Annotated in this window: 17 protein-coding genes; 6 read left to right on the forward strand and 11 right to left on the reverse strand. The window is 54.3% G+C overall.

Annotated features, from left to right (window positions below; genetic code table 11):
- Window positions 1-1,019 precede the first annotated feature (1,019 nt).
- Window positions 1,020-3,680 (forward strand): carboxylesterase family protein, encoded by a 2,661-nt coding sequence (locus tag A6X21_RS14615; protein ID WP_068849079.1) that lies wholly within the window; start codon window positions 1,020-1,022, stop codon window positions 3,678-3,680.
- 261 nt (window positions 3,681-3,941) lie between these two features.
- Here A6X21_RS14615 and A6X21_RS14620 read toward each other — a convergent pair whose 3' ends face one another.
- The 11 genes from A6X21_RS14620 to A6X21_RS14670 form a co-directional block, all read right to left on the reverse strand.
- Complete coding sequence (locus tag A6X21_RS14620; RefSeq protein ID WP_068849081.1) at window positions 3,942-5,516, reverse strand: sulfatase family protein; 1,575 nt, start codon at window positions 5,514-5,516, stop codon at window positions 3,942-3,944.
- Between the two features lie 141 nt (window positions 5,517-5,657).
- Entirely contained in the window at window positions 5,658-7,493 is a 1,836-nt protein-coding gene (locus A6X21_RS14625) for an ArnT family glycosyltransferase (RefSeq protein WP_068849083.1), read from the reverse strand.
- Between the two features lie 253 nt (window positions 7,494-7,746).
- Window positions 7,747-9,534 carry a hypothetical protein gene (locus tag A6X21_RS14630; protein ID WP_131818347.1) on the reverse strand — a complete coding sequence of 596 codons (1,788 nt, stop codon included), beginning with the start codon at window positions 9,532-9,534 and terminating at the stop codon, window positions 7,747-7,749.
- A 457-nt stretch (window positions 9,535-9,991) separates the two neighbouring features.
- The gene (locus A6X21_RS14635) at window positions 9,992-11,113 is read right to left on the reverse strand and encodes a DUF1559 domain-containing protein (protein ID WP_165603811.1); all 1,122 of its coding nucleotides are present in this window, start codon (window positions 11,111-11,113) and stop codon (window positions 9,992-9,994) included.
- A 158-nt stretch (window positions 11,114-11,271) separates the two neighbouring features.
- On the reverse strand, window positions 11,272-11,739 hold the full coding sequence (locus A6X21_RS14640) for a hypothetical protein (RefSeq protein ID WP_068849089.1): 468 nt from the start codon (window positions 11,737-11,739) through the stop codon (window positions 11,272-11,274).
- Window positions 11,736-12,569: a PulJ/GspJ family protein gene (locus A6X21_RS14645; protein ID WP_068849091.1), complete on the reverse strand. Its 834-nt coding sequence runs from the start codon at window positions 12,567-12,569 to the stop codon at window positions 11,736-11,738. Before A6X21_RS14645 ends, A6X21_RS14640 begins: the two co-directional genes overlap by 4 nt.
- Window positions 12,566-13,207 carry a hypothetical protein gene (locus tag A6X21_RS14650; protein WP_131818348.1) on the reverse strand — a complete coding sequence of 214 codons (642 nt, stop codon included), beginning with the start codon at window positions 13,205-13,207 and terminating at the stop codon, window positions 12,566-12,568. Before A6X21_RS14650 ends, A6X21_RS14645 begins: the two co-directional genes overlap by 4 nt.
- A gap of 80 nt (window positions 13,208-13,287) precedes the next feature.
- Window positions 13,288-14,871, reverse strand: coding sequence for a type II secretion system F family protein (locus A6X21_RS14655; protein ID WP_068849095.1), 1,584 nt, complete (start codon window positions 14,869-14,871; stop codon window positions 13,288-13,290).
- A gap of 88 nt (window positions 14,872-14,959) precedes the next feature.
- Entirely contained in the window at window positions 14,960-16,180 is a 1,221-nt protein-coding gene (locus A6X21_RS14660) for a type II secretion system F family protein (RefSeq protein WP_068849097.1), read from the reverse strand.
- A gap of 132 nt (window positions 16,181-16,312) precedes the next feature.
- Window positions 16,313-17,401 (reverse strand): type II secretion system F family protein, encoded by a 1,089-nt coding sequence (locus A6X21_RS14665; protein WP_068849099.1) that lies wholly within the window; start codon window positions 17,399-17,401, stop codon window positions 16,313-16,315.
- A gap of 192 nt (window positions 17,402-17,593) precedes the next feature.
- The gene (locus A6X21_RS14670) at window positions 17,594-18,796 is read right to left on the reverse strand and encodes a GspE/PulE family protein (RefSeq protein ID WP_068849101.1); all 1,203 of its coding nucleotides are present in this window, start codon (window positions 18,794-18,796) and stop codon (window positions 17,594-17,596) included.
- A 372-nt stretch (window positions 18,797-19,168) separates the two neighbouring features.
- Between A6X21_RS14670 and A6X21_RS14680 the strand changes: the two genes are divergently transcribed.
- The 5 genes from A6X21_RS14680 to lipA all read left to right on the forward strand — a co-directional run bounded on the left by A6X21_RS14680 (window position 19,169) and on the right by lipA (window position 24,552).
- The gene (locus tag A6X21_RS14680) at window positions 19,169-20,617 is read left to right on the forward strand and encodes an APC family permease (RefSeq protein ID WP_068849105.1); all 1,449 of its coding nucleotides are present in this window, start codon (window positions 19,169-19,171) and stop codon (window positions 20,615-20,617) included.
- A 158-nt stretch (window positions 20,618-20,775) separates the two neighbouring features.
- Window positions 20,776-22,164 carry an RtcB family protein gene (locus A6X21_RS14685; RefSeq protein WP_068849152.1) on the forward strand — a complete coding sequence of 463 codons (1,389 nt, stop codon included), beginning with the start codon at window positions 20,776-20,778 and terminating at the stop codon, window positions 22,162-22,164.
- 211 nt (window positions 22,165-22,375) lie between these two features.
- Window positions 22,376-22,603, forward strand: coding sequence for a DNA gyrase inhibitor YacG (locus A6X21_RS14690; RefSeq protein ID WP_068849154.1), 228 nt, complete (start codon window positions 22,376-22,378; stop codon window positions 22,601-22,603).
- Window positions 22,604-22,790: 187 nt separating this feature from the next.
- On the forward strand, window positions 22,791-23,558 hold the full coding sequence (locus tag A6X21_RS14695; protein ID WP_131818350.1) for a lipoyl(octanoyl) transferase LipB: 768 nt from the start codon (window positions 22,791-22,793) through the stop codon (window positions 23,556-23,558).
- A complete protein-coding gene (lipA, locus tag A6X21_RS14700) occupies window positions 23,524-24,552 on the forward strand; it encodes a lipoyl synthase (protein ID WP_240490271.1) in 1,029 nt (342 codons plus the stop codon). The genes A6X21_RS14695 and lipA overlap by 35 nt, the downstream gene beginning before the upstream one ends.
- The last annotated feature ends 324 nt before the right edge of the window (window positions 24,553-24,876 follow it).

The raw sequence follows: 24,876 nt of genomic DNA on the forward strand, positions 1-24,876 counted from the left end.
CTGGGCAGAGGAAGCTTCCTCTGCCAGTCATTCATCAAACTGAAAAGTGACGTCCCTGCAAATCAGTCTCCAAAACTGCGCACTCCGATACAAGCGCCTGAGTTCACGAAGTTGCTGGAGCTGCAAGAATTGACAGCCTTTGTGGCAATTCTGCTCCGGAGAAGAGGCCGTTTCGATGAAATTTCGCGGGAATGTGATGGACGAAGGGCTTTACGGAGTTTCCGCATCGCGATGGAGCATCTGTCGAGATCCAGGAGATCATCCCCGGCTCACTGGATTGGCAGATCCCCTGAAATGGCTTGATCCCAAGAGATGGCCTGATCACTCGCCCCTGAAAAAGTTGTTATGGAGGCGATTTTCGGGGAGCGAACAGCCGTTACAGGCCGTTTCTTCGGTAAAGTGTCAAGAGAACTGCACAAATCTGTTCAGTCGTGCAGACACAAGACTGTGACAATTGCGCAATTTTGTAAAGATTCGCTGACTTTGACGCCGCGTGGTGTTTTGGCAACATATCCCATGAGACGCTTTCCGTGAAGTTTCAGCGGACGTGGTGCCATGCTTGCAGCTTTGGGCAAGCATGTCTTCGCAACCAACACCGTGCTGTGATTTCCCAGGAAGCGTACAAAAGAGGGCCTGTGCATCTGAGCCAAGGGCACAAACTCCCCGAAGTTTGTGAGTCGATCCAGCTCATCGTCAGAAGGTCAGAAATCGAGTTTCTAAACAATCTGTGGCACTGCGAGAGCAATGTCTCAGTTGTTAGTGGTGTAAAGGTTGTGGGATGAGATCGGTATTTCCCCCTAGAATGCATTTTGCCAGAGAAGGCTCTTTGCCAGTTCGGGAGATGATTTCTGAACAGGCCGGCAATTGAATCGTTCGCCCGATTTATTCGAGCCGGGGGAAAAGACACGTTGGAATGACCTGAAGACTCTGAAATCTGGCACCTCTGAACACATAGCGAAACCCTGACACACAGCGAAAACATGCACCCAGCGGAACACCTGCACATCAGGAAAGATATCATGAGACAACTCTGGATCTCCTTGAGTCTGACAATCAGCCTGCTGGGCTTTTCCGGTAGCCGCGAGGCCTGTGCACAACCATTCCCGGCTGATCCGGGTCTGCCGCTGACCATTGAGCAATTGGCCGTCGCACAGGTTCCTGCCGGGCTGGCGGCCAGTGGTCAGTTCTACACACGTGAACTCAAAGACGATTTGGGCACTCATAAGTACACGGTCTTTCTTCCCAAAGGCTACGACTCCACCAAACGATACCCGACAGTCCTCTTCCTCCATGGGGCCGGTGAGATTGGGAAAGATGGTCTGAAGCCGCTTTCTGTCGGTCTGGGGCCAGCCGTAACAGCCCGGCGAGAGACCTTCCCGATGATTGTGGTCTTCCCGCAAAGTGAAGATGAAACCGGTCGATTAACCGGTGGCTGGCTGGCAGGAACACCCAGCGGTGAACGGGCGATTGCCATACTCGATGCAGCTTCCAAAGACTTTGCCATCGATCCGAAAAAGATCACACTGGCCGGCTGGTCGATGGGTGGCTTTGGAGCCTGGTCACTGGGTGAAAAATATGCGGATCGTTTCCAGAGTGTGTTGATCGCTTCCGGTGGTGGAAATCCGGCAGACGTCGGCCCGCTGAAAAACAGACCTGTCTGGGCACTGCACGGTGCCAAAGATAAGCTGGTGCCTCTGGCCAGCGGTAAAGCCATGGCCGATGCTCTGGCTGCCGATGGCGGATCGGTGACATTCACTGAGTTCCCGGAATCTGGCCACGATCTGACGAACGAAGTCTTCAATAATGATTCGGTCATTGAATGGCTGAAGAGCCCCACTGCTCAACCCGCCTATCAACCCACGACAGCAGCTGCCAAGGCGAAGCTGGCCGCATCACAAGCCGCTCGTCCCTTTACACCGGCGATCGAGATTCCCCGAGCGATGGCAGTGCGATTAGGTAACCGCGTGCTCGACAGCGTCGCAGCTTCCGCACCACAAATGGTCGGTAACAACGGCGTCATCTATGGCCGCATTGCCGATATCTTTGATTCGACAACCGCCTCAGGCCGACAGTTCAGCGTCCAGTTCTCGAACATCAGTTATAGCGCTCAATTGGAACGCGTCGTGGTTCAGGGGGTCGCTCCCGAACGACTGCGGATTCAACTGGGACTGCGGAACGCCACCCTCACAATTGGCGGCACTTATATTAACGGTGCCCGACATGCCGCCCAGACCAGTGCCATTGGGATTTACATGGGCTTTAACCGTCCCGAGTGGCTGACTGTCGATGTGCGGCCCTATCTGGAAAATGGACGCCTGCGATTTCAGACATTGAATGTCTTTTTCAGCATTGCTCCCGATAACTGGTCAATCTCTCAGCCAGGCTATGTTTCCGCCCAGGGATTCGGTCTGACGCAGGAGATGGTGCGTGAAAACCTGATGAGTGGTCTTTACAGCCGCAAAGGACGCATTGAAAGCGAAGTCCGGAATGCCGCACCCACCATTGTGGCTCAACTGGAAAATCAGTTGAATCTCAACGCGTTTGGCGATGCCAGTGCGCTGGTCTCAGCCGTCTGGCCATTGCCCACCAGCACTCCGCAGGTGCGATTGATTCCCCAGGAGATTGTGACCGACGCTCAGGGGGTTTCCATGGTGATGGCACTTCAGGCCGCATCACTGGATCCTTTGGCGAAGCCAGCTCGTCCCGAAGTCGTCAAAGGGGGTGAGTTATCGGTGAAAAAGATCGATCCAGGTCTGGATCTGCGTGTGGCGGTTTCTCCAGAGGTTCTGGGGCCTCTCACACAGTTGGCGATCGACAGCGGTCTTTCGCGGGTCAACGTGATGGATGCACCGGAACCATCGTTTGCCAAACTGGCTGATCCCGAGTTCCTGAAGACGATCCTTCCAGGGCTTCGTCAACTCCCCGCAGGTTGGGAAGCGAACACAGTGTTTGTTCTGACAGAACCGATTCAACTGGCCACTGCGAGTGATCTGGCGGGAGCTTTGCCAGCCTCAGAAAAGGTTTCGGCTCCACTGGTTCTCAAGGTCAACCGGGCTTTACTGAAAGTAGGGACACGCACCGATGCGACCGCTGCCTTTAAGCCCACAGCCGAGTTCGAATTGTCGATTGCCATGCCGGTACAGGTCGTTTTGAAGGACCTGCCCAATGGCACCACCACTTTGCAACTGGTCTATCCTGCAGAGACTCAGGTCACTGCGAATGGCAAGTATGCACCCGACTTCAAGACGGATGAACAGACCATTGAGAATCAGTTGCTGGCCGACCAGCTCTCTTCATCCTGGACCAAATGGATTTCCACAGGAGAGGCAGCGGCCTCGGCACTTCCTCCGGTCCAACTGGGGCAGGCGAGTTACCAGATCAGTCAGATTCAGGCGACGAACGAGGAACTGGCAGCAACTCTCGAAACACCCAGCATTCGCATTACCAACAAGTCCGAGGAAGCCTTTACCTATGAAACGAAAGGCCTTGGTGTCGCCTGGGGTGGGCCATACACACTCAAACCTGGTGAGACACACCGTTATCGCATTGCCTCACCTTTGACCTACCGCCGGCTGGTGGGCTCAACCTACGAAACCTACACACTGATGCCCGGCTCACGCTCCGAATTCCGCGTTCCCAGGGAAGGTGGCGCGCCCCGGTTGTTTGAAGCCAAAAACTAAGCCCGCATGACTTCGAAGGATTACTCTGTGCCATGCTTGCGGCTCAGAGCTGTCTATGACACACATCTTTTGCCGAAAGGCTTTTTGAAGTGTGGCTGGGGTCAAACGTCTTCGTTTGCCCCCAGTTCCATGGCGATCCCAACTCAAATGTATCCACAACATGTTTTCACGACTTGAGAGTATGTTCGCCACGAACAATCGAAGTCCTAAAGACTGGCCGTACGCCAGACCTTCCCAATGAAAGGTTGAACGTAAGACGACTCAATCGAGGGGTGCTGGCTCATAATCGGTGGGATTCACCCAGCCGGTATTCAGCTTCTCCCCCTTGATAAATCGTTCGTAGAAGCCGCGATGGATTTTGTTCGAGTGCGGGTATTCATCAAAAAGATAACCCTTGCCATCCATGCGAGGATCCTGCTCCTCCTTCAATTGGGCAAAGAGACGGCTTTTGAGTGCTTCCATGCGCGCTGTCTGCGTTGGATCATCCGCCAGATTCTGCAGGCAATCACGGTCCCGCTGGAGATCATAAAACTCTTCCCGTGGCCGCTTGCCAAAACAGAGTGACCAGTAAGGATCGGTTCCAGCTTTCCGCCGGGCATTTAGAATGTACGTTTTCGTCGCACCGGCATCGCAATTGAGATAGCCCGTTTCCGGATTGCACGCGGGCCAGCGATCAGGCTCAAAATTGTGGAGATAGAGCCCTTCCCTGGTGATGATGCCGCGAATGGGGTAGCCGACATCGAGCGGGCGACCAATATCGTGCCGCTCCATGCCAATCAGCACATGATCGCGCGCTGCATCGACCCGGCCTGATTGTGTCGATTCCATGATGTTTCTGAGTGACCGACCGGTCGCCGGTGCCATCCCGGTTTCATTCCATGGGATCGCTGCCACATCAAGAATCGTTGGCGCCAGATCGATAAAGCTCACAAAGTCGTCGATGGAGCGCCCCGGTGCTCGAATTCCTTTGGGCCACATCATCGCAAGTGGAACATGATTGGACGCCTCGTACGCGCCTCCCTTGCACCTGGGAAATGGCATGCCGTGATCAGAAGTCACAATCACCAGTGTGTTTTCCAGCAGGCCTTTCTCTTCAAGAGCCTTCAGCATCCGCCCCAGATGTTGATCGAAATGTTCCACCTCGTAGGCATAATCAAGCAGATCCGTGCGAACGGTTTCGTTATCGGGCCAGTAACCCGGCACATGATCGATTTCACTCAGCTTTTTGCCCGCTTTTTTGATCCCCGAACCAAACTCATAATCGCGATGGGGCTCAATACTTCCATACCAGAAACACCACGGCTGACCAGCAGGTGCACTCGCCAGAAAATCCCCAAAATTCGCGGCATAATCATTAGGCCCAATTCCCTGGGCAGGCGGTGTGAGCTTCTGCTTGTTGAAGGGTTGCCCTGTCATGGCGCGGGGCTTGCCAGTCTCGTCTTTCGCTTCGCCAGGCCCCCAGCCTTTGGTCGTATAGCCCACATGCCAACCCTTCTCGGTCAATGCCTCACCCCACGTTTTGAACTCCGTGGGGAAGTAGCACAAATGGTTAGCCGCCTCTTTGAGTTGCCACGAGTTTCGCCCGGTAAGAATACAGGCTCTCGAAGGTGCGCACTTGGCATTAGGCGTATAGGCCTGCTGAAAGAGCAACCCCTCGCGGGCGACGCGATCAAAAGCGGGTGTCTTCACCCATGGACAACCATAGGCACTCGCATGCCCATAGCCCCAATCGTCGGCAATGGCGAACAGAATATTAGGTGGCGTCGGATCCGCAGCCATAGCGATCCTGCAAGTCAACAGGAACAATATCGCCACAATCAGTCGATGAATTCTCATGTAGATATCTCCTCAACCCCGTAGGGTCCGCTGTGCGGACCATATTCCGCCCCTATGTTTTTTCAATATCGAGCTGTATTTACGCAATGGCGAGTATTAAACAAAAAACACCTAATATGGTCCGCACAGCGGACCCTACGATCATGGCTTCGATCCGGGTGGGTGGAGTCGATAGAGCTCAAAGATCGCTGTTTCATCGCGCGACTCATCGTCTCTCCGCACGATATCGCTCACGTGCACGGATAACTCGTTTTCTTTGGTGAACAGCATCCCCGACTGCTTCCACGCTTCAAGAAATTGCGAGTTTCTTCTGGCGTGCGGCCCCACGACCAGCCAGACCTCAGCCGGTGAGTCGCGTTCAATGAATCGTAAATCCTGCACCGGGCCTGTGAGTACAAATCCTTGCGCTCGCAATTGCCAGAAAATGGCGGGCTCACCGTAGACGTAGATGATCGCTGGCTTGCCGGAAGGTGTCTGCCTGCGAACCGTCTGCAGGAATGTGCGACTTGTTTCCAGCATGGAAGTCCGATTCTGCCACGCATGGAACGGAAACTCTTGCTTCTTCAAAAGTGGTGAAAAGCTTCCCAGCAAGAGCAGGGGTGCCAGGACCAGAAGCTGCTTAGTGCGAACGAGCATCTTCCCAATCAGCACTCCCTGATTCAGATAAATATTGGTTCTCGTAACGATGTAGCGATGGTACCCGTAGGAAAACAGGAGAAACGCTGGCGGCAAGATCGGTGTCAGCAGTCGTGGATAGGATCGATACATCGGGATCGAGAGCAACAGCCCGGTCATCCAGGTCAGTAAAAACAAAACGGCGATCCTCTGAACTTCGATGGGTGCGACGACTTGTGTCATGCGAATTTCAGGGATTTCTGACTCGACTGCCGCAAACTTCGGCTGCATCAGTCCCCAGTAAGCACCGATGAAGCCGCCAATCATCCAGATGGTGAGATCACCTGTTCCCAAGGCCAACACGCAAAACAGCATCAGCCAGTTGCAGTGTAAGAGCGTGAGCCCACCCACTCGAAAATAACCCGCAGCGACAATGCTCGATCCGAGTAGAGCCAGCGAGAAGTAGGTCGAGTAGTGCCGAATCGTCTCCCATTGATTCTGGAATTGCGTGAACCAATGCCCCTGACCCGTCACATATTGGGCATGATTGGCCGAGACGGCTGCGTATCCACCGGTGGCTTGCAGTCCCCAGAGCACAGGGAGCCACAGCACGGCGGCAATCGCACAGATGCTGACGGTCATCTTCTGCACGCGCGCAGCCGGCAGGACATGGCATTTGAGGATCCAGCCGGCAAACTCAGCCGCCAGTAGAATCGCCAGTGGCAGCCAGCCGGAGTACTTGATGCTCCATCCGAGAGCAGTCCAGCCTCCCGCAGCGAAGATTGATCCCCAGGGGAAGTTCGTCTGAGCCGAAGCTGTGAGCGAGCGGATCATGGCGCGAACCGCCAGCAACATGCAAAGAGTCACGGGAATATCAGTCAGACCTGTGCGTGAGTAACTTGCCAGCAGATCCGAACAGGCAGCCATCAATCCCGCGATCAACCCCACCTGCTCACAGAAAAACTCTTTGCCAAAAGAGTAAATGACTCCACACAGGGCAATACCGCAAAGAATGCCCGGAAGCATGACCAACCAACCGGGATGTCCCAGGCCCAGCATCGCACCGATCAGTTGTGTCCATTCGAGTACCAGCGGCCAGAGTGGGGGGGCATAGAAGAACCGGGCCGGATATTCGTAACCTTGATCGGGTCCAAACCAGATATTCGAGGCGTAAACTCCTTCATCGAAGTGTTCGACGCTTTGATTCCAGATCCCCCAACAGCGGATCAAGGTTGCCAGACCAATCACCAGCCAGAAAGCCGGCGTGAGCTGTGCCAGCTTCGACAGCACACCAGGTGCGGGTTTGTCGCCCGCTGAGCGGACGGGGCGTTTTGCAGGCTTGCTGTCTTGACGCGGATTCACAGGTCTCGCCACTCAATCAGTCGTTATCGCACACGCCACACCGCGAGTTTCATGCTGTCCATGACACATCATCTGGCGTCATCGTACTTTGTACGATGAAAAAAAGCCGGGCCATGCGCTTGTCCTGTTCGGTGAACCATGAATTCCAGCTCCCCTTTGGAGAGCTTACCTAACAAAAAAGCCCTCTGCCATTACCTGACAGAGGGCTTGTAGAGTTCTTACCATCCGGGTGGTAAGCAGAACTCAGTCTGAACTACTTAGGATCGGCTTCCTTGAGAGTGAACTGCACGCTGAGTGAGCCACTGTCGTCATTGGTCGAGTAACCTGCGGAAGATCGCAGATACTTGGCCAGTTTTTCAAAAGGTGGCAACTTCTTGAAGTCGAGCCCTTCTGCTTCGGCAGCAATCCCTTCACCGGCTCGGAGTTGCTCATAGATCGTCTTGAGCTGTGCATCACCCTTCTGGAAGGTAATGGCCGAGACTTTCGCCGGGAAGAACTTCGAGAGCTTGCTGTAAGTTGGCGAGGTTGTCAAAGGAGTGCGAGTGCCGCGAACAATCCCCTCGATCACTTTGACGTCGGCTGTGATCACAATCGCGTTCGCAGTGACTGCCAGAGCAGGAGTAATCCCATCCTGAGGAGTTTCGAATTCGTAAATCTTCTGACCTTCGAAATCACGGGTTTCGTGTGGTGCCACACCCAGATCGAGCAGCTTCGCAATCAGCTTGGAAGCGGCACTGGTATCCTTGACTTCGATTGCGAGCGTCAGGTCACCCACAGGATTCTCTTCCGAGATTCCGGTTCCAGTCGATGTGAAGTGCAGCTTTCCACTCAGAAGATCAATCACATCCTTCTTCAGGTGGATATTCGGTGGCTGCTGGGCCACTGAATCCATGAAACGGGCACAGGCACCACCACCGGCAAATGAGTCGTACAAGGCTTCGCCAGCAGCATAAGCAGCCTGGAAATCCCAGTTCAGACCGGTATACATCGCGGCATTGGCACCCACCCACTTGGGTGGTGTCATCGCAATGGCAGGGAACTTGAAGAAGTTGATCACGCCAGAGGTTGGCTGTTCGACATGGACGTAAGTCTTGACGATCGAATCGAAGTCGTCTTCATCGATGATCATCGAACCACCCACACCCTTGAGCTTGTCAAGGCCCAGCACTGGGAGCATACCAATGACTGACTGAGCCTGTGGCTGCTGTTCCTGAACAGCCGTGGCAATCTGCTCGGTCAGCAGAACGGGGTTCACGAACCACTTGAAGTCGGGCTCGATGCTGTCGTCCTTACGACCAACCTTCTCCATCACCAGAGTGAAGGCTTCGTTCTTGGCAAACACATCTTCGTTCTCACCATCCCAGCGATCCAGAATGGCCGCAGCGCCATCCTTCGAAGTGGCGAAAACAAAGGTGCCTTCGCTGAGGAAGTAAGCCAACTGCTTGACAGGGCTGTCCGCCACTTTCTCTTCTGGCAAAGTGACAATCGTCACGCTGACATCGTCCATCTTCTCGGCAGTAATCTCAGCACCCTCTTCTTTGAGGGCTGCTTCCATCTTGCCGATGAGTGTCTTAATGGTCTCTTCCGAGTCACCATAATCTGCCATCAGAATCCCCGAGATTTCACCACTTTCCGTGGGAAACACGGCAATCGCCACCTGACCTTGAGGGACGGAAAGGAGATCTTCCAGCGTCAGTCCCAATTCTTCCTTCAGCTTGCTCGAACCTTCTTCAATCTTCGCCTTCACATCATTGAGGAAAGGCTGAAAATCAGGATCTGCCAGCAGCTTGCCAAAGGTTGAAGCCTTGACACCTTCGACGAGGCCGGGAACATCAGGGAACGCCACGAAAAATGATGTCTGGGGCGGCACGAGAAACTCGGCGGCCAAATAATCATCCTCTTCTTCGGCTGCAGCGGCTGCAGCAGCTTTGGTGGCTGTCCCCTTGGTTGCTGTCCCCTGGGCCATTGCCTCAGGAACACTCCAGAAACCCGTGGTAGCCAGCATCAGGCTAAGTGCAGACATCCAGAACAGTTGTCTCATGAAACCCATTCTTTCGAATCTTCAGGAATCGTGTGGAATTCAAACCATTTGCTGCATGATGGCAAACATCTGCCGCCCAGAGAGAACTCTGCAGGAAGCTTTGTGTGCCTGTCAGCGAAATCACCAGTAGCATGGCGTGTTCAGAATGTGAACACAATTGAGAAATTGTTGAGACATTCGGTCGTCGCAAAATCTCTCGGTTTGTTCACATTTTGTTGACGCACAACAACAACTCGCGACTTCGCGTGATCAACTCGATCATGCAAGCCACAATTTCTGTTTACCCGTAAATCACAGCTTCGGTTTCATGAAATACGATCTCAAGCGGGTTCAACAACACAGGACTCTTTCCGCAGCGATACCGGCTGACTGACATCCATCGGAGCTGGCTTATCCATTGACCTGGGCGTGTTGAACATTCCATTCGCGCCCCATGCAGTCATCTTCCCGACTTCGATCAGAAGTCACTCGGCAACAACCGCCCGTCCTGGCGATCCATCAACATGCGGAACGTCTTCATATCGATGTTCTCGTTTATAAATCGCACACTCCCGTCACCTATGGCGAAATGGCAGCCCCCTATGTGAGCACTCGAAAAGCCACCCGTGGCAGGTCCCATTTTGGCCACAACCCTGTCGATCTGAGCCTGTGCAATCTCCTCAGGTGTCAAATTCGCTGCGGGTTCACCGTTGGATTCTCCGGCTGGAGCCGCTGGATCGCTCGTTGTCTCGCCAGGCGTCTCTTCGCTGGTCGATTCGTCCATCCAGCCCGGAAGCATTTCACCGGCATTCTCTTCGCCTCCCAGTGGATTCATCGGCCCCTGGAACTGACTCAATACTTGTGATCTCAACGCGTTAATTCTCAAACCACCATTCCGGAGGGAGGCCCGAGTCCCCGACATCCAGCTCAAATTGACCAGGGTAGGCCCCACCCTGTAGTCCCGAGGCTCGTCATACTCACCAATAAATAAAGTATTCGAACTTCCGTCTTCAATTTCTTCATAGCGGATTGAGCTATTTAAAAAGAGAACTCCCAGTTGGCTAGAATTGACATAGGCACCGACGGGGTGATGCACTCCTGCATACGAAGTACTTCCTCCCCAGCTTGCCGGCAGGTTTTCGCCAGAAAATGAATTTACAGAGCTGGGGCACTGCATGACGCTAAAGTGCTTTCCCCGGACTGGCTGATTCGCCTGTGAATAGACGGAACTGGTGAAGTCGATATGCCGAAAGGCTGCAGGCTGCTCAATATAGGGCAGAATCTGTGTCATCCAGCCCATGTGATAGCCATCCGGCAAGTTATGCACCGGGCCAGTGGCATTCTGACTTCCGGGCGGCAAAACTTCATGAGCCGCCATATAGTTGTGGATGGCCAGCACCAGTTGCTGAAGATTATTACGACATTGAGTTCTTCGAGCCGCCTCACGAGCCTGCTGCACCGCCGGCAACAACAGCGCAATGAGTATGGCGATAATCGCAATCACCACCAGTAACTCAATCAAGGTAAAGCCCGCGCGGACAATTTGCCTCTGCCGAGCTGTGACGCGCGTTCTACAAAATAAGAGTCCTCTCTGTTCCATGCTTGCAGCCCCGGGCAAGCATGTCTTCGTCAACTGATGTCTGGTCAACTTATGTCTGGTGAACATCGACTGCATCCATAATCTGATCATGAGAGACGCCTTGATAGGTAAACTATTGTTTCATGTGGATCTGTTTTTAACGTCTATTGATTCACAAACTAATGACTCGGGGATAACCATAAGTAAGAGCGCCGCGAAACAATCTTTTGCTCACGAATCATGAGTTCAACCTGGATTTCACAAAGTTGGCTCTCAGCCTTCTCTTGCGGAGTCAGGTGCTCCTCCCGGATCAGGCGGTAGGTAATACGCGCCCGTTCCTGCTCGCGTCCTGTCATGAGTTCCAGAACCTGCAGTGGTTGACTCAACACGCCATCTTGCTGCTGGCTTTCCGTAGAGAACACCCGCCCAAGATTTTGCCTGAGCAGCTCTTCGGCTCCCCGTTCAAGATAATCCATTTGGAGCGTCCGGCGTGTACTCTCACCCTGCTGTAATAACATCACTGCGGAAATCACCAGAGCAGTGGATGTCAACCCAAAGAGCACCAGTGCAGCGACGACAAACGTCGTCACTAACCCACGTCGCGACCGCGTATCAATTCGTACTTGACCCTCTGAGAAAGACTTCATGGCTTGACTCCCTGAAGATTCTGCGCTGGCGGAGCCTTTTGGCCCCGGTTCTCGGGTGTCGTGGCGTCGGCTGGCTGCTGCTCCTCGTGACCCTTCGTTTGATCACCCAGCCATTGCCGTTTAATCGGAGCACGAATCATCTGAGATTGCCCGGCTGTCGCGGAGATCCGCGTCTTCCACACTTTCGGAGCTTCCGCACTGCCGCTCGATCCCGTGCGAGTTGTGACCAATGGAGGTGGCAAGGAGATTTCCAGAGTGACGAATGCCAAATCCGATGCTTTACCGGCGCGCACCTTTTCATCAGAATCAATCCATTCCGCAGTCGCATAGGGGAAAATATATCGATCGGAAGTTGCCGTACTGCGAGCATCCGTGGGCGAGTCATTTTCCGACGGGCTTCCTGAAACTTCTCGATGAACCACCAGTTCGTGGGGACGTTGTTCAATGCGGTAGGTAATCGGGAGATCGGCTTTTCGCGTCATTTCGGGATGAGTGATGGCCGGAGTCTGGAGCTGAAGGGTCCTGGCTTCAGCCGAGATCTTGAGTTGTGAGGCGCTCCAGACATCCCGCCGGAAATCTGTCGCCAGCCGACGCAGGCTGATCATGCTCATCATGCGATCTGCCTGCCCTGCCTGGGCCTGCAACATCGTCACCATCATCGTGAAGACGAGTGGAATAATCATCCCGATCACCGAGATCGCCACCAGCATCTCAATCAAGGAATGCCCACGCCGGGGCGAAGTTCGCGTACGACTCGCTGCTACATCGGCACACACCGGCCTGCCAGTCACTTTCCGCTGCCGTAATAAAGTTGTCTTCAGTGTGCTCATTGAACACCCTCCTCAACAGACTCCTGGCTGTCTGCGGCTGGCTGCTGGACCGCTGGCTCTAGGGTCGCTGGCGGCTGAGATTTCAGCTCTGCCGATGTGGCTGGAATCCAGCCACTCAGCCTGAGTGGAGCATGCCTCTCATGCGCAGTTTCTGCTCCTTGCGTGATCTGCCAGTCAATGGCGACCTCCCATTCCTCAAGTGACCCTGGATCGAATGGAGCCGCCTGAGCATCGTGCTGCCACTCGATCTGACTTCGGCGCCGGGTCAACTGCAGCTTTGCGACTGGCAGTCTTTCGCCAACCAGAAGACTGGCGAGCAGCCGCTCGCGAAACGAGTCACTCAATCCGGCCTCGGGTTGGAGAAGCTGAGCCGGCAATTCCTCCAGATGGCGTCCTTTTTCCAATAGCCGATACAAGGCATCGCGGTCGGCTGCTGAGGCAGCGATGATGTCATCGAGACAATTCGCTGCGATCTGACAGGCGAGCTGTTCCTGATACGCCAGCCGCCGCGAACGGGCGACAAACGAAAACATCGGCACGAGGCAGCCCACCATCACGCTGAACAAGATGATCGCGATGAACAGATCCTGCAGAAACAGACCCGCTCTTGCTCCTCGATCAAGGTTTCGAGAAACCATCACGGACTGACCTGCGCTACGACGATCCAGAGAACGATGGAATCGGGACCGCCTGTCGTGATTATGCAAGAGGTCGTGATTCATGACAGGCCTCTCATCATGGCCGTTAAACTGCTGATAATTCCGTAACCTAAAACCAATCCACAAAGACCAATCATGATCACAAAGATCGGACCGACAAACTCCGCGTACCAACTCCAGATGCGACTTTGTTGACGCAATTGCATCTCGGCGATTTCCCGCAATGTAAATGCCACCTGCCCCGCTTCCCGTGCCGTCAATATCAGCGGTAATTCATGTCGTTTCAGAAATCGATACTTAACCAGCGCCTCCGGCCAGTCGTACCCCTGACGGATCGCCTGTGCCACCATGCGCAATCGATTTGCCAGCCGCGTAGAAACCTCGACATTGGCCAGACGATCAAGGTCATCTTCAATACTTCGTCCACCCTGAATCGTCGCAGCCAAACCCCGCAAAATTAAAGGCCGCTTCAGTTGATAAAAGATCTGCCCAAACACACCCAGCACCCACGGTTGCTCGCCGGTAAAACCGCGGTGCAGAATCCCCAGGACAAGGATCGTCGCCAGTAACGACGAAACCATAGCCCCCGCGAACAAGAGGAGGTGACCTTTCACAGAGATTAACATCTGCAATGACCACGGGGTCTCGATATCAAAGTCGTTAAAGATCCTGATTAACTTCGGAATGATAAATATGCCAATAAATCCATAAACTCCCGCAGCCACCAGGAGCGTCATGAGAAAGATTTCATAAAGCTTATGAGACGATTGGCGCAATTCACTCTGGAATTCATTGAGACTCTGCTGCACATCCTGCCGCAGCGACTTGGCTAAGGCTTGAGGTGAAGCATTTGCTGCGAGAAATGTATCTGGCGAATCGAGAATCTCTGTACTGGCTGCCAGCGCAGGCACCCATTCAATCCCGTAATCCATATCTCTCGAGATCGCACTCATCTGCCGACGGACTCCCCGCGAAGGGAAATCATCCCAGCCCACAAGTTCATCGCGAACATCCTGCCCACCGCTGAACACGCTGACCAATGCCCAGCGAGTACCCAGTTGTTCCACCCGATTCTGGAACCCATACCAGGTGATGACACCCATCAGAACGGTCATCAACAGAATCCAGAACATAAACGCCCCCAGTCCCAGCACGGGAACGATACTCAGGCAGATGACCAGCAGGCAGATTTGATTGACCGCCAGAAACCGCAATTTAAGCCGGGCACTTTTCAGAGTGCGGTGGTGGAGTAAATCGTAGCGGAGTGCGGGATCCCGCTCGACGTTCCAGCGGATACAGGCGGCACGCCAGCCAATAATCCCGATGGCGATCCCAGGAATCGATAAAAACACCGCCAGCAACAACTTGAGGAGCAGCCAGACATCGACCAGCATCCAGGGAGTCATGAAAGCCAGCATTCCCAAGATAAAGACAATCGCACTCCCTGCAAACAACAGGATGGAGTTAATGATCGGCCAATGGGAGCCCTGGATCGTTAATGATCTTCCCGCTGCAGGGAGTCTTAAACCTGCGATCAATAAAAAGGTAATCAATAATAGCGGCACGTTGAGTAATACCAACATCGCTAAAAGTTCAAACAGATTTCGAGGACTCAGTCCCGTCGAAAAGCTGATCAGTTCCATAATGATTGATCCGTAACTTCAATACTCATGACGATCTCCTCGATAAAGCCCCACGAACTCCAGCATGTACGCTGTGATCGATGCTCCATTACGCCAGACTGTTGAGCAGCATGAATAACGGAGAAAACATGGCGAACAATACAAACCCGACAGTCAGCACGCAGGTCAGTACCATCAGTTGGGGCATACAGAAGACGCCGATCTTGACATGGGCAATGGCCCGGATGACAAACGAGGCTGCTAATAACTTGCAGGCATCCTGCAAACCATGAGGCGAAGTCTTGAGGCGGAACAAACTGGCAATCGATGCGGGCAGAAAGGTCTTTTCACCAAACGCATCCTGAGGAGCTTTTCCCTGTTCCATCTGTTCAATCCACTCTTCGGTGGACTCTCGAAAAAGAGGCTCTTCGGCAATCAAAGCCGCAAGCCGGGCCACGACGGGGAGCGGTAATGACCAGGGCAAAGTCAGGCTGAAGACTTCTGTATAGGTCGCTGACTTTAAGTGATATATCGGGCGGCCTATTAGAGGAACATAGATCATCAACCGGCGGTATAAACGCCCGAAGGTTGTGAATCGCGTCAGGATCACGCAACTGCCGATTGCCAGTGCGACCAGGAAAAGCAGTATCAGCGAATAGCCGGCCAGAAAATCATAAAACCCGATCACCAGGCTGGTAAATATCGGGAGGCGAGTTCCAAAATCATCAAACATCATTTTGAATCGAGGAACAATTATTGTCCCTGCAGCCACGAGAATCATGACGGTGACGACATACCATAAAAACGGGGTTCCAATCTGGAAGAAAATTCGCTGGCGAAACAATTTTTCTCTGGCCCGTGCCAGCATCAATTCGCGTAAGAGGGCTGTTGTCAGACGACCATCTTGTAAATGGTTAAGGTAGGCCCCCAGATCTGCTGGTAATGCGGTACCGGCAAACTGGATCGTGGCAGCGAGATCCTGATCATGTCGATAACGTTTCCAGGCATGCAGCAGTTTTTTGCGGTCTTTGCGGGACGGGCTTTCTTCTGCCAGCAGGCGCAAACAGAGTTCTGGCGGGATCTCCGTCTGTGCCGGATGATCGGTCGTGACTTCAGGGAAAATCGGGAGCACTGCGAGCCCGAACGACTCCTGGCGGTCGGCACGCTCAAAACTGATCAGTTCCAATCCCTCTTCACGCAGCAAGTCCCCCAGCAGATTGTCGCTGGCCGCTTTCATCCTCCCGCGGATGATTTCGCGTGTTGCCGTTCTCGACAATGCTCCCGGCGAAGGATCGCTCGCCTTGATCGCTTGATAGAGATATTCAGGCATCTCACATCCTCTATAAAACTACACCCGCAAGATCGCCGATGATAATTATTGACTCAACATTTGATGGGCATCTGCATACATGCTTAAGGGTTACATATCTGGCTTATTTAGCGATAACGCTTAAATACCTTTTTACGATTGGAGTGATAGCCCTGACCAGAAGACCATGAGTGGCCCGAAGACCGCCACCACATAGAGCAATCCACAACCTCCCCCGATCAGCAAGGTTAACACCAGCGGAATCAATCCCGATAACCATTCGAGGCGGGACTGCAACTGACGAAACATCACACCGGTCGACAACTCCAGAGCCACCGGGAGTGAATTGGTACGAATGCCGATCTCAATCGCATCGGCCACAAAGGGGGGTAAATCACGAATTCGCAACAGCGCTGCCTCCGGGCTGATACCGGCGGAAATGGCCTGCAACGCTTCCCGCGAATCTTGCTGCATACGCCCGGTTCCCAAGAGATAATTCGATGATTTCAAACATTCTTCAATGGGCAAACCTTCTTTTGTCAACAGGCCGCAGATATGCAGCCATTGCACCCACCGCACTGCATCCGGAAGTCCGATCAGCCATGACAGAGCACCACTCACCACCTGCAAACCAGGCCAGACACTGGCTCTCGTTTCCAGGAGACCTGCCCGGACAATTGATGTTCTTCCTGCCGCCCAGAGGACAATTATGGCTACGATTGGTATCGCAGGCATCCAGTAGCTGGCGTAGTCATGAATCGAGCGCAGAGCCACCTCGATCCAGCCCCCCTGAATACGAAACATTTCCAACGTGAGGAGCCAGCGGGGTATAAACCAGATCGCCAGACCGCAGATCAACAGATACGTCAATGCGACAACGATCGTCGGGTAAATTGCGACTCTGTGAAACTCTTCGCGAACGGCCGACATCTGATCACCCAGATGTGCCATCGACTCCAGCATTTCCGGAAGCCGACCACTGCGAATCCCGAGTTGGACAATCGTGGCGTAGAGCCGAGCCTCCGGCGTGTTTTCTGAAGCAATTGCGAGATCGAGGGCCTGTCCCTGCTGCAATCGCTCGCCAATCCGTTCTGCCAGGCGGGCAAGATCGCTCGATGAACCCCGCCCCAGTTGCTGAAACCCGATTTCCAGAGGAATTCCTGCTCGAATCAGCAGGGCCAGCTCTTGATTCAGAGCCCTGAGTGCCGCAGAAGAGATAACAACAGCCGGTGTGGCAGACATGATTCGCCCGCAGATGTTCTAATGGGTCACTATGTATTTGTTAAATATGTATTGAATCTGCTCGGAATATAAAATCGAAGGAACTCATTCGATCAGAGTCTACAGATGAATAAACTGCTTGTGAACAGGCAATACTCCAGTCATCAACAACGACAGTCCTGTTCTTGACCCATGATCTGAATCCATGATCTCTCAAGTCACATCCCGGCGCTCATCGACTGGTCGAGTCCCGAGAATTCGATAAACTTCCTGCCAGTCGGTCTTCCCGGCACGGACAGCCTCTTCGAGTGCCTCCCGTAAGGGAACGAAACCATGCCGGGCTGCCAGTTCCTCAAGACGCTTGCCATTCACTTTACGCATGATGGGTCGAGCCAGGTGATGCAATTCCGGCTCCATCAGTTCCGCAGCGACAAAACGACCGTCGTACCTCCTCGTTGACAAGGGAGTCTCTCGATCTTTGGCGAGTCGTTTGACGAGTCGCTGGCACAACACAGCAATCAAGCCGGTGCGGAGGAGAAAAGGTTCGACCCCCAGATCTGTCAGCCGGCAAATCGCATCTCCTGCTGAGCCTGCATGAAATGTGGAAATCACCAGATGACCCGCCAGTGAGGCCTGAAAGGCCGTCTGAGCCGTCTCGGCATCGCGAATTTCCCCTACAAAAATCACATCCGGATCCTGCCTCAACAGAGATCGCAATCCGAGGGCATAATTGAATTCCGTGCCCCTGCGAACCTGTGTCTGCGAAACTCCCGGAAGAAATGCTTCGACGGGATCCTCCAGCGAGACCAGACTGCATTGCCCCTTGCGATACTCCTGCAGCCATCTCAAACAGGCGTATGCACTCGTCGTTTTTCCACTCCCGGCTGGCCCGGTCAATAGCAGCATCCCGCTGGTCTGCAACAGTGCCTGCTCCAACCCGAGTTGCACCCTGGGTGTATAGCCCAGCTCATCCAGCACTCGATACTGGCCTGAACCAATAAAGAGGCGCACAACCACCTTCTCGCCATGAATGGTCGGGAAAGTACTGGCCCGCAATTCCCCCGGAAACTCCGGCAGCCTGAGGCGGCCTTCCTGAGGCAGGTCTGTCCGATAGGTCAGCAGTTGAGCGAGAACTTTGATGCGATTGATGATCAGAGGCGAAACCTCAGGGGGAAAGCTCCCCATCGACTCCAGCAATCCATCTTGCCGGAAGGCAATCTGCAATCCTGCAGGGGAGGGAACCAGGTGCACATCACTTGCACGCTCATCAATCGCCAGGCGAAGCAATTGTTCGACGGCTCGCACAGCAAAGTCGGCGTCCTGCAGATTCAGGTTCTCCCAGGGGAGCCGACTTCCAGCCAGCGAGCCGTCAATCTTCAATTCGGTTTTGGTCAATGGATGGAGAGAAATCGACATGCACATACCCGGCAACGGTTCAACACATCACACACAAAGACTACGGCCCAACTCTCTAGAGATCTCTGCAGAAGTCAAAATTGTTTACCAATCCCTCCAAAACTGATCATTATTGCCAAAATGAATTTTTTCGTTCTTCGTTCATTAACACCTCTCCCTTCTCCCCGGTGGCAGGAAATGTGGTTTTCAGCCAGCATGTTCTGCAGAATTCCAGCAAAGTCTGGCAATTGGTCGCCTCGCTGGAAGGTTTCCTCAGATTGAGACCACGATACACTCAGGAGCGGCCGATGGGCTGGCACGATACAACTCTGAGAACCCGACTTTAAGCGAACTCGACTTAAGGCTAACACAGGCAACAGGCTAGGAAGCAGAGTGACGAACACCACACAGGAGCGAGAAACGACACCTTCACGAACGCATCTTTCACTGGCGGATGGTGTCAATCTCATTGTGGCGATTGTGATTGGCAGTGCGATTTACTTTACCTCGCCCACAGTTCTCTTCCTGAGTGGCAGCCCACTGATGATGATGGGCCTGTGGGTTGCCGGCGCTCTCATTTCCCTCATGGGCGCATTCTGTTACGCCGAGCTGGCCACCACTTATCCGCGAACAGGGGGCGAATACTGGTATCTCACGCGCGCGTATGGGCCGGTCGCAGGTTTTCTGTTTGGCTGGTTGCAGCTCACCGTCGTGCAGACTGGCAGCATCGGGGCTCTGGCGTGGATTTTCTCCGAATTCGCCAATCGCATGTTCTTAACAGATCTCGCTGCCACCCCGGCTGCTTCGCAAGTCGCCTGGGGCGCCATGCTGGCTGTCGCCCTCTTGACGGTGATCAACCTCATCGGGATTCAAGCCGGTGCTCTCGTGCAATGGATTCTCGTCTCACTCAAAATCCTGGGGCTGAGTGCCTTGATCGTGGCTGGCCTCTGTTTTGGCAGTGCCGATCCCGGATTCAGCCAGCCGGTGGTGATCAATGAGATTCCCAATCTGGGAGTCGCTTTACTGCTGGTGATGTACGCCTACGGTGGCTGGAACGATGCGGGTTTTGTGGCAGCCGAAATTCATCGCCCGGGGAAGAACATTCCTCGTGCGCTATGGATTGGTCTGGGGCTGGTGGCGATCCTCTACCTGCTGATCAATCTGGCCTATTTACGAGGGTTGGGGGCTGCTGGTTTGGCCGCTTCCAAAACACCACCCAGTGATCTTTTTCGACTGATGCTGGGGGACTACGCTGCCCGGGCCATGCATGTCGTGGTGGCGATCTCCGCCTTCAGTGGATTGAACAGCCTGATTCTGGCCGTCGCACGTGTCCATCATGCCGTTGGTCAGGAACATCGGCTCCTCGCACCGCTGGGTTGGCTTTCACGACACCGGCAATCGCCCTATGTCTCGTTGATTGTGCAGGGGATCGTCAGTAGCGGGCTGATTCTGCTCTTCGGCACAAAAACCGGTCAAGAAGCACTCAACCGACTGCTCGAGGCCTGTTATCTTCCCACCATCACGTGGAGCAACTTTGACAGTGGTTTTTCGACGCTATTCGCGATGTCGGCCCCACTTTTCTGGCTGTTTCTGGGCCTGACGGGTCTGAGTGTTCTGATCCTCCGGCAAGTCGATCCGCACCGTGAACGTCCCTTTCAAGTTCCAGGCTACCCGATTGTGCCGATCCTCTTCGTCGCGGTCTGCATGGCCATGCATCATCTGGCTGTCAATTATGCCGATCGACTGCTGCTGATTGTCCTTCCTGCTGTTGGCCTGGGACTGATTCTCTCCATTTTCAGTGGCTATCACCCCACAGATGACACCATAGAGAATCCCTCATGAGAAGACGTGGTGAACCTCACCAGGTTTTGCGCTGTCCACTGACTTCGAATCGGCTGGCCATCAGCGACTGATGGATCAATACCAACGGAACATCGACAACAACTTCACAGCAATCCATGCCTGCTGAGGGCGCGTCCAACAGAATTCGGATGATCGAGATGAACACTTCTCAACTGCATAAAATCGGTGTTCCCGATCATGCGATTGTGCCTGCTATTCAGACCATTCAGCAGATCAAGGCCAGCGAACATGGTCGCGAAATCAATGTTAAAACTCTGCTGGCTGAAGTCGTGGCGAATCCGGCGGCTTTTGTCGAACACGAGTTCTGTGGAGCTTTGGCCCAACTGCTGATCAGCGAACCTGTTACCAGTAAGCGAGAAGTTCCTGCTGCTTACAAGACCTGGGGCGAGGAGATCGACCCGGCTGCACATGCCCAGATGCGTACGGCCTGTCTGCTGCCGATGGCTCATGGTGCGGCCCTGATGCCAGATGCTCATGTCGGTTATGGGCTGCCCATTGGAGGTGTGCTGGCTCTGGAAAATGCCGTCGCGCCTTATGCCGTGGGTGTGGATATTGCCTGCCGCATGAAGCTCTCTGTACTCGATGTTCCACCATCGGAATTGTCGACGAATTTCGAACGCTTTCGCCATGCGATTGAAGCTGGTACGCGGTTTGGTGTGGGTGCAGTCCACGAAAAGCCGCAGGATCATGCGGTGCTGGATGCCGACTGGAACATCACGCGGATTACCCGCGAGCATAAAGACAAAGCCCGTCGCCAACTGGGAACGAGCGGTTCAGGCAATCACTTCGTCGAGTTTGGCGAATTGACTCTCGCAGCAGCCAGTCCGGAACTGGGCCTGGAGGCTGGAACTTATACGGCTCTATTGAGCCACAGTGGCAGTCGTGGCCCGGGAGCCGCGGTGTGTGATACTTACAGCCGGATGGCACAAGCCCGTTTGCCGCGAGGCTGCGAAGATTTTGGCCGCCTGGCCTGGCTGTCGCTCGATAGCGAAGCTGGCCAGGAGTACTGGGCTGCCATGAATCTGATGGGAGATTTTGCTGCTGCCAATCACGATGTGATTCATCGTCTGGTGAGTAAAAAGCTTGGTGGACGCATTATTGCTGGTGTCGAAAATCACCACAATTTTGCCTGGAAAGAAGTCCATTTCGGTCGCGAGCTGATTGTCCATCGCAAAGGAGCCACTCCTGCAGGTCAAGGTGTTCTCGGAGTGATTCCCGGCTCCATGGCCGACCCGGCGTTCATCGTGAAAGGCAAAGGGGTCGCTGACAGCTACGAGTCAGCTTCTCATGGGGCTGGCCGGGTGATGAGCCGCACCAAAGCCCGGGATCAATTCAACTTTTCCAAAGTTCGCAAAGAACTCGAAGCGAAAGGTGTTCGTGTCATTTCGGCAGGGTCTGATGAAGTGCCGGGCGTTTACAAGAACATTCTCAGCGTGATGCAGGCACAGTCTGATCTCGTCGAAATTCTCGCTCGCTTTGATCCCCGAATTGTGAAAATGAGCGACGACGGCAAAGCCGAAGATTGATGAATTCCCCATCGACAACTTCCATCCCACGACCATTCCACTCCGTCAACAATTGGGAAGTCGTCCTCTCAGTGGATATACTCCGTAACGAGTTCGATGCGAAAACATACGTTTCGTGGGCCTGCAAACCGCCGGTGCACCAGAAGTATGTTCCCAGTCTCTCAGTGGAAACGACTTCTCATTCGAAGCGACTTCTCAGGGGAAACGACCCATGATCCGGCCCACCACCTGCCCGATTTGTCAGCATGTCGCGCCGCAAGCCAGTGTGAATGCCTATTTCCCCTTCTGCAGCGAACGGTGCAAGCTCGTCGATTTTTCCCGCTGGTGGGATGGCAAGTACCAGATTGTCGATCACCTCGACGAAGACCGCCTCCTGGAGCTTCAGGAACGGACGGATTCGAATTCCCGGCATGACTCCAGCGACGCCGAAGAGTACTGATCACATCCTCAGGTGTTTTGTGCCAGTAACAGGGCTTTGGAACACTTTTCCTTAGGGAAACTTGCTGGCGCAGATCGTCAAACCCTCTCGTCTTCCTGTCCTGCTGGTACAATATCGTTAAGAAGCTTGCGTCTGATCCAGGCCGAGCACGAATTTTTGAATTTGTATTCACCAGCCAGATTTTTCCATGCCCACCCCGCCCCCGAATTGGAGCCAGATTGCGAGATCGTCGTCAGCGCTCCACTTCCATCTGTTGGGAATGGTCGATTTCGATTCGGGTCAAAGGCTGCAGGAACAACTCCTCGAAGAGCTTCTCGCGCGTGACGACACGAAAGGCTATGCCCTCTTCTGCGAACACCCCGCCACGGTCACGATTGGCAGACAGGGCAGCCGGGCGGATCTGCTCGCCGAGCCGGTGGATTTCACCGCCCGCGAAATGCCCACACAGTGGATCAATCGACCGGGTGGAACCTGGGTGCACACTCCCGGCCAGCTCGCTGCCTACGTGCTCCTTCCCATCGATCGTAAAGGCTGGTCACTTCTCGAGCACCGAACCAGACTTGAAACCGCTCTGGTGAGCCTGGCGACCGAATTCAAAGCCCCCGCTCTATCACACCCTGAATCACCTGGACTGGCTGGCCGCTGTGGACAGTTTGCCTTTATTGGCACAGGCTGCCGCAGGGGCATTACTCATCAAGGTATGTTTATTAACGTCTCTATTCCCCCGCCAGCCTTGCGACTGGTGGATTGGGGAACCCATGATGGACGTGTTTCCACGCTGGCCGCTCATCGACGGGCACCGACAGCTCTCTCGAGTGTTCGTGAAGCTTTTGTGCGTCACTTGGCTGCCGCTCTCGATTATCCCCGCTATCATTTGACGACCGGGCATCCTTCACTCCGGCGTACTGTCAGGAAAGTTTATGTCTTCACCCAACCTGCTGCCCATTCTGCCTAACGGTTTTGAAGCCAGTGGTTCTGCCGCCAATCAATGTGGAAGTGGTGGCTGCGACAGATCCGCCACTCCGGCTTCTGCCGCTCAACCCAGTTCCTGCGGGTCAGCAGCCAGTCCGCATCTCGAAGCCGTCACCACAACGCGTCTGAGGCTTCCCAAGTGGCTCAAACGCCCGCTGCCGCAAGCCGGCATGCAGTACACCTCGGATGTGATCGCCGACCTCAAACTTGAAACGGTCTGCGAAAGTGCCAAGTGCCCCAACCGCACCGAATGCTGGTCAGCCAAGACCGCCACATTCATGGTGCTGGGGAATGTCTGCACGAGGCCTTGCGGCTTCTGCTCCGTCCCTCGCGGTAAGACCGAAGTCGTCCAGCTCGATGAACCAGGTCGCGTGGCTGAAGCCGCCGCTCGTCTGGGACTCAAATATGTCGTCATCACCTCGGTCACCCGCGACGATTTGCCTGATGGTGGTGCGAACCACTTTTATGAATGCATTCTGGCTGTCCGCGAACGAACCGGGGCCCAGGTCGAAGTGCTCACTCCCGACTTCAAAGGGAACCGCGCTGCGATCTCGAGAGTCATCGAAGCCCGGCCCGATGTCTTTAATCACAATACCGAGACTGTCCCCCGGCTGTATCACCGCGTTCGCCGCAATGCGGAGTACCAGCGGACACTGAACCTGCTGGCACAAATCAAAGAAGAAGCTCCCGATATGCTCACTAAGACGGGCCTGATGCTTGGTCTGGGCGAGACCCGGGACGAACTCCTGGAAGTTCTGGCCGATCTCCGGGCGGTCAATTGCGATATGCTCACTTTGGGCCAATACCTGCAACCCACCCCCGACATGCTGCCGGTCGAGCGGTATGTCCCTCCCGAAGAATTCGACGAACTGGGTGAACTGGCCCGGGGCCTCGGCTTCTCCATGGTCGCCTCCGGCCCCTTTGTGCGCTCCAGCTACCACGCTGGAGAAATGGCTCACGTCGCGGGTCAGGCATAACTTGACTAGCCTTGCCAGGACTTTCACACACTTACGGGGTGGCACGGCCCTGAAGCCCCTAAAAAATCAAAACAGTGCGAAAGGGCGTCGTTCTTGCTCGGGTGGCAGGGGTCGGATGTCTTCATCCGCCCCCTGGTCAACAAAGTTCCCCTGCGCAAATGCATCCGAGACACAATTTCATGACTTTCAAGAATGTTTGCCATGAGTGATGAGAGTCAAAGACCTGGGGGCAAACGAAGACGTTTGACCCATACGCATCAAGTTAAGGGCTGAAGGCGTAGTTGAGCAGTTCGGGATTGCGGAGGAGTTCGAAGGTGCCGGGCT

The organism is Planctopirus hydrillae (assembly GCF_001707835.1).
In the GTDB taxonomy this organism is placed as follows: domain Bacteria; phylum Planctomycetota; class Planctomycetia; order Planctomycetales; family Planctomycetaceae; genus Planctopirus; species Planctopirus hydrillae.